This is a genomic window from Actinoplanes oryzae, from assembly GCF_030757795.1.
Lineage (GTDB): Bacteria > Actinomycetota > Actinomycetes > Mycobacteriales > Micromonosporaceae > Actinoplanes.
Genome location: NZ_JAUQWH010000286.1, coordinates 1 through 6,241, shown reverse-complemented (window position 1 = coordinate 6,241; position 6,241 = coordinate 1). Strand labels below are relative to the sequence as shown.

At 71.1% G+C, this 6,241-nt stretch carries 5 protein-coding genes; 2 read left to right on the top strand and 3 right to left on the bottom strand.

Annotated features, from left to right (window positions below):
- The 3 genes from RBH18_RS42685 to RBH18_RS42675 form a co-directional block, all read right to left on the bottom strand.
- Positions 1 to 963, bottom strand: a 963-nt coding sequence (locus RBH18_RS42685; RefSeq protein WP_306216232.1) for an iron-siderophore ABC transporter substrate-binding protein, incomplete at its 3' end; no start/stop codon positions are given.
- An 84-nt stretch (positions 964 to 1,047) separates the two neighbouring features.
- Entirely contained in the window at positions 1,048 to 2,421 is a 1,374-nt protein-coding gene (locus RBH18_RS42680) for a class I adenylate-forming enzyme family protein (RefSeq protein ID WP_306216231.1), read from the bottom strand.
- Positions 2,411 to 3,949, bottom strand: a complete 1,539-nt coding sequence (locus tag RBH18_RS42675) for an NAD(P)-binding domain-containing protein (RefSeq protein WP_306216230.1) — start codon at positions 3,947 to 3,949, stop codon at positions 2,411 to 2,413. Before RBH18_RS42675 ends, RBH18_RS42680 begins: the two co-directional genes overlap by 11 nt.
- A 63-nt stretch (positions 3,950 to 4,012) precedes the next feature.
- Between RBH18_RS42675 and RBH18_RS42670 the strand changes: the two genes are divergently transcribed.
- Together RBH18_RS42670 and RBH18_RS42665 are read left to right on the top strand one after the other, a co-directional pair.
- Positions 4,013 to 5,527, top strand: a complete 1,515-nt coding sequence (locus RBH18_RS42670; protein ID WP_306216229.1) for an aromatic amino acid ammonia-lyase — start codon at positions 4,013 to 4,015, stop codon at positions 5,525 to 5,527.
- Positions 5,517 to 6,241 (top strand): NAD(P)-binding domain-containing protein (locus RBH18_RS42665; RefSeq protein WP_306216228.1); only part of this gene is annotated, 725 nt, incomplete at its 3' end. The genes RBH18_RS42670 and RBH18_RS42665, both read left to right, overlap by 11 nt.

Here is a 6,241-nt window from a genome sequence, read left to right as displayed (position 1 = left end):
CTTGAGGCCCAGCACCGAGTTGCTGGAGAACGCGGCGGAGATGTCCTTGTCGTCCAGGTAGACGACGTGGCCGGCCTTGACCGACGGGACGGCCTGCAGCAGCTTGTCGGCCTTCACCTCATCGGCGGTGAGGCCGATCATGAAGACCGTGGTGAGGTCGGCGTCGAGGGTGTTGAGCTGCTCGTTGGAGAGGCTGACGAAGAAGCTGTCCTTCTTCAGCGCCTCGACCTTCGGCGACGAGGTGAAGCCGAGCTTGGTGAGGAAGTCGACGCGGCCGTCGCCGGAGACGTAGGCGCCCCAGCTCTGGCTCGTCTTGACGCCCGCCGTGACGGTCTTGCCGGCGAACTGCGGGTTCGCGGCGGCGACCTGCTGGAACTGGGCCTCCAGGTCGGACTTGAGCTGGGTCGCCTCGGCCGACTTGCCCAGCGCCTTGCCGACCATCTCGAGCTGCTGCTCCCAGGTGGTCTTGTAGGCCTCGCCGCCCTTGGGGATGTCGACCACCGGCACGCCGAGCGCGGCGAGCTGGTCGTAGCGGGCCTTGTCCCCGCTGGAACGGGTGTCGAGGATCAGGTCGGGCTGCAGCGCCGCGATCTTCTCCATGTCGAGCTCGAGGGTGCCGACCATCTGCGGCGGGGTCGTGTACTTGCCCTGGTTCCACGCGCCCTGGCCGTCGCCGCCGAAGGCCAGCCAGTCGGCGTCGCCCACCGGCTGCACGCCGAGCGCGAGCGCGACCTCGGCATCGCTCCAGCCGAGCGTCACCACCTTGGTGGGCTGCTTGGGCACGGTCACGTCGCCGAACGCCGTGGCGATGGTGACCGGGAACTGCCCGGCCGCGGACGCGGAGGCAGCCGGCTCGGCGGCGCTGTCGTCATCCGTCCCGGTCGTCGAACAGGCACTCAGGGCAACGGCGGTGGCCACACCGGCGAGGAACAGCCGGCGGCTCCGGGACGGGACGAAACGCATGGGGGAAGACTCCACGAGTAGTGATGAAGGGTTGCCTTACCTAACAGGCAGGCTACGTGGATCTTCAAGCCCGTGGGGCGGACGTCACAAATCGTTATTGAGCTGCCGGAGTTGCGCTTTGTCCGGCTTCCCGCTGGGCGCGAGCGGGACGCGGTCGACGAGGGTCACGGACCGCGGCACGGCAAGATCACCCAGCTGGACGGCCACCAGCTTGCGCAGCACGTCCGGATCCGGCGTCCTTCCGGTGGCCGGCACCACGTACGCGTGCACAGCCTCGCCCGTGGTCTCGTCCGGAGCCCCGACCACGTACGCCTCGGCGACCGCGGCGTCGGTAGCAAGCGCCCGCTCCACCGCCCCGGCGTGCACCAGGATCGCGTTGACGATGACCACGTCCCGCGCCCGCCCGGCCAGCCGCAGATACCCGTCCGAGCCAAGGGAACCCAGGTCACGCGTGCGCACCCAGCCGTCGACGAACACCTCGGCCGTCTCCCCGGGGTCCTGCCAGTACGACGAGGCCTGCGCGGGCGCCCGCACGTAGATCTCCCCGGCGCGGACGGACACCTCGACCGCCGGACGGCCCACCGTCTCCAGAACCGCGGGGGAAGCCAGCATCTCCCCCGGCGTCGCCATGGCGATCATCGACGTCTCGGTCTGGCCGTACCCGTGGAAGAGCACCGGCCCGAGCACCTCCAGGGCCTCCGCCAGCCGGCCCGGCGCGAGCGGCGACCCCGAGACCATCAGCGCCCGCAGGTGGCTCAGGTCCGCGGGGTGCGCACGCTGCTCCCGGACGAGCTGGTGCAGCTTGCCGACGGTGATCACGCTCGCCGTGGCCCGATGCTCGACCAGGGCGTCCGGGAAGACCGGGCGGGCCGCGGCGACGAGGGTGCCGCCGGCGGCCAGGGTGAGGACGCCGTACTCCAGCATCACCTGGCTGCTCAGCGACCCGAAGACCAGGTAGCGCCGCAGGCGGGAGGCGAGCTCGGCAACCGCCGGGGGCCAGCGGTCCGGGTACGGGGCCCAGGCCGCCGACATCGCCGCGTACGTCTGGACCGCGCCCTTCGGCGTACCGGTGCTGCCGCTCGTCCAGATGATCCGCGCGGGGTCCCCGGGTCGTCCCGCCGCGCGCAGCGGCTCACTGTCGAAAGTGACGAGCGTGGCCAGCCGGGCCTCATCGACCACGACAGCGTCCGGCACGAGCTCGGGACGGGCGCCGGACACCCGGGCCCCCACGGCGTAGGCGGCCATGGTGGCGGCGAAGGCGGAGGCCGTCACCCCGAGGGGCAGCACCACTCCCACGCCCGGGCCCACCCCGAGGGAACGCAGCCCCGCGGCGATCCGCCGGATCAGTTCCGACATCTCCGCGGCGGTGGTGACGGCCGGCCCGTCCTCGAAGACCGGGCGGTCGCCGCCGGCCGCCAGGAGATCGAGGACGGGTTGCGGCCAGACGTCAGCGGACATCGGCGAGGACGCCCTTGACGAAGACCTCGAGCGGCTGCTGGTGGACGGCGGGCAGGTCCCAGTTGTTCTCCAGGTTCTCGGCCAGGTGGTGCTCGGCGACGATCTGCCCGTCGCGCAGCACCCGCACCACGGGGTGCAGGTAACTGGCGTCGTGCGCGGCCGCGGCGTCGTTCTCGGCCACCCGGGGCACGGTGACGTCGAAGGGGTCGACCTGGTCGTGGTCCGGCCCGTACTCGAGGGTCACGACGAAGGCGAAGACGTCCGGGTGCGCGTCCCGCAGATAGGCGACCGGCACCTCCTCGAGGTAGGAGGCGGTGTCGCCGGTCACGGTGACGACGTCGGCGAGCACCGAGAACTGCTGCCACAGCGCCGAGGTCACATTGATCCGGGCGATGACGGCCTCGGTGATCGCCTCCGGGGAGAGTTCGAGCTCCCGGGACGGCCAGGGCTGCCCGTGGTGCCGCTCGCGCAGGATGTGGTGCAGGGCGCGGGTGGCGTACCGGAAGCCGTGGATGAAGCCGTTGGTGGACTTCTTGAAATCGCGCTGCTGGCTCAGCGTGCCGGCGAAATAGAGCCCGGGCACGTTCACCGACTCGAAGGCCGGGGTCTGTGCCGGGAAACGGTCCTTGATGACCAGCTCCGGCCGCGCCGGCCCGGCGAAGATCGAGGCGTCGAACCGGAAGCCGGTGCACAGGATCACCCGGTCGTACTCGAGCTCGCGCAGTTTCTCGACCGTCCGGGCGTACCGGAAGAGCACCCGGAACCCGCCGCCCTCCCGGCGGCTGATCCGCTCGACCGTGCCGTCCAGCACCGCGTTCTGCGACTTGAGCTGATAGGTGTCCAGGAAGTTGTTGTTCACCGCGCGCAGGTGCCCGACGTAATGGGTCTGCCAGGCCAGCTTGATGGAGTGCGGGCCGGCGACGTGAATGGTGGCCGCCGTCTCGACGAGCGCGTCCGCGGTCTCGAAGGCCGAGTTGCCCTTGCCGATGACGAGCACCCGCTGGTTGACGAAGTCGCCGGGGTCGACGCTGACGGTGTCGTAGCGCTCCACGAGCTCGGCGCCCTCGATCGGCGGCACATAGAGCTGCGAGACGCCGGTGGCGACGACGACCTGTCTCGCTTCCCAGGACCTGGCGCCGGACCGCACCAGGAACCGGCCGCCCTCGGCGGAAACCGACGTCACCCTGGTGTCGTAGACGACATTCAGGCCACGCGCGAAGTCGGCGAGATAGCGCACGAGATCGTCCGCCGCCGGGAAATAGCGCTTGCTGTAGTTCTTGAACAGCAGGGCCGGATTATCGGTCAGCAGCGAGTTCCAGTCCGAGCGCAGATTGAACTCCGCGTCGTCGGAGCCGGTCCACACCTTGTTGATGGAGATCAGCTGCCGGTGCCGCGGATAGGTCTCGAAGAACGTCCCGGGCCGGGGGCCGCCCTCCAGCACCACGTAGTCGTGGCCGTCGCGCGAAAGCAGGGCGGCGAGCTGCAGACCCGCCGGGCCGGCCCCGATGATCAGGTAGTCGTGCGTCATGTGCCGCAACCTACTGAGCCGATTTCAGAGCGCTCTGAGAAATCGTCTCTAACGTCCGGTCCCATGACGATTGAGGTGGATCTGGCGGCGCCCTTGCGCACCGCCGACCTGCGCGCGGCCGCGGGCCCGGTCACGGTCGTGATCGGAGCGCCGGTACGCGACCGCGTGGCGACCGGCCGCGCCTTCCTGAGCAAGGCGCTGGGCGACGACCGCGCGATCTACGGCGCCACGACCGGGTTCGGGGCGCTCGTCGGGTACGCGGGCCGGCCCGACCAGCGCGACCAGGCCGACAACACCCTCGCCCACCTCGGGGCGGGACAGGGCCCGGACCTCGCCCCGGACGTCGTGCGCGCCACGCTGCTGGTCCGCGCCTGGTCCCTGGCGCAGGGCGCGTCGGGCGTCTCGCCGCACGTGCTCGACGCGCTGGCCGCGGCGCTGGGCACGACGTTCACGCCCGCGATGCCCCGGCTCGGCTCGGTGGGTGCCAGCGGTGACCTGATCCCGCTCGGGGCGGCCGCCCAGGCGCTGCGCGGGCGCGGGCACGCCTATGTGGACGGCGAGCGGATGCCCGCCGCGGCGGCGCTGGACCGGGCCGGGCTGGAGCCGCTGCCGCTCGACGGCCGGGACGCGCTGGCCCTGGTCAACGGCACGTCGCTCACCACGGCCGCGCTGGCTCTGGCGCTGGACCGGGTCCGCACGTCCCACCGCGTGGTGCAGGCACTGAGCTGCCTGCTCGCCGACCTGCTGGGCTGCGACCCGCAGTTCCTGGACGCCTCGCTCCTGGCCGCCTACGGTCACCGCGGCGCGATCGAGGTGGGCGCGACGATGCGCTCGATCTCCGCCGGCCTGACCGGGACCGGCACCCGGCCGCTGCAGGAGCCCTACAGCATCCGGTGCTCGCCGCAGCTGCTGGGCGCGGCCGAGGACGCCCTGCGCTACGTGGACGGCGTCGTCGCCGCGGACCTGGGCGGCGTGAGCGACAACCCGCTATTCTTCCCGGCCGGCGACAAGGTCGTGCACGGGGGCAACTTCTTCGGCCAGCCCGCCGCCTTCGCCGCCGATGTGCTGTCCATGGTGGTCGCGCAGGTCGGCAACCTCGCCGAGCGGCAGCTGGACCTGCTCGTGGACCCGGTCCGCAACGGCGGGCTGCCGCCCATGCTCGCGGCGGGACCCGGGCAGCAGCACGGGTTGCAGGGTGTGCAGCTCGCGTCGACGGCCCTGATCGCCGAGATCCGGCGAGACTCGGTGCCCGCGAGCCTGCAGAGCCTCCCCACCAACCTGCACAACCAGGACGTCATCCCGCTCGGCACGCAGGCCGCCCTGCGCGCGCTGGACCAGGCCGAACTGCTCCGCCTGATCACCGGCTCGCTCGGGCTCGGCCTGCGGCAGGCCGTGCACGTGGGCGCCCGCCGGCCCACGGCGGCGGGCTGTGACCGTACCCTCCGGGCGCTGGAGGAGATCCCGCCGGTCGATCCGGACCGGCCGCTCGACGCGGATGTGCGCACGGCGGCCGCGATTCTCGAAAAGCTTGATAAATCTCTGATTTCCGGCTCGTACGGTGACCGCCGTGACGCTTGATTACCTGATCATCGGGGCCGGGCCGGCCGGTCTTCAGCTCGCGGCCCTGCTGGAGGCCGACGGCAAGCGCGACTATCTGGTGCTGGAGGGAGCGGACGCGCCGGGCGCGTTCTTCGCCACCTATCCGCGGCACCGCCAGCTCATCTCGATCAACAAACCCCACACGGGTACGGACGACCCCGAGCTGAATCTGCGGCTCGACTGGAACTCCCTGCTCACCGACGACCCGGCGCTGCTCTTCACGTCCTACACCGAGCGGTATTTCCCCGACGCCGACGTGATGGTGCAGTACCTCGCCGATTTCGCGGCCAAGACCGGCGTCAAGGTCAGCTACGGCACCCGCGTCACCCGGGTCACCAGGAGCGGCGACCTCTTCACGGTCGAGGCCGGCGACCGGAGCTGGCAGGCGCGGGCGGTCGTCGTGGCCACGGGGGTGTCGAAGACCTACGAGCCGGAGATCCCCGGTTTCGAGCTCGCCGAGGGCTACGACGTGATGAGCGTCGACCCGCGCGACTATCTCGACCAGCGGGTGCTGATCATCGGCAAGGGCAACTCCGCCTTCGAGACCGCCGACAACCTGATGGAGACCACCACGCTGATCCACCTGGCCGGGCCCAGCTCGGTCCGGCTGGCCTGGCGCACCCATTACGTCGGGCACCTGCGCGCGGTGAACAACAACTTCCTCGACACCTATCAGCTCAAGTCGGCCAACGC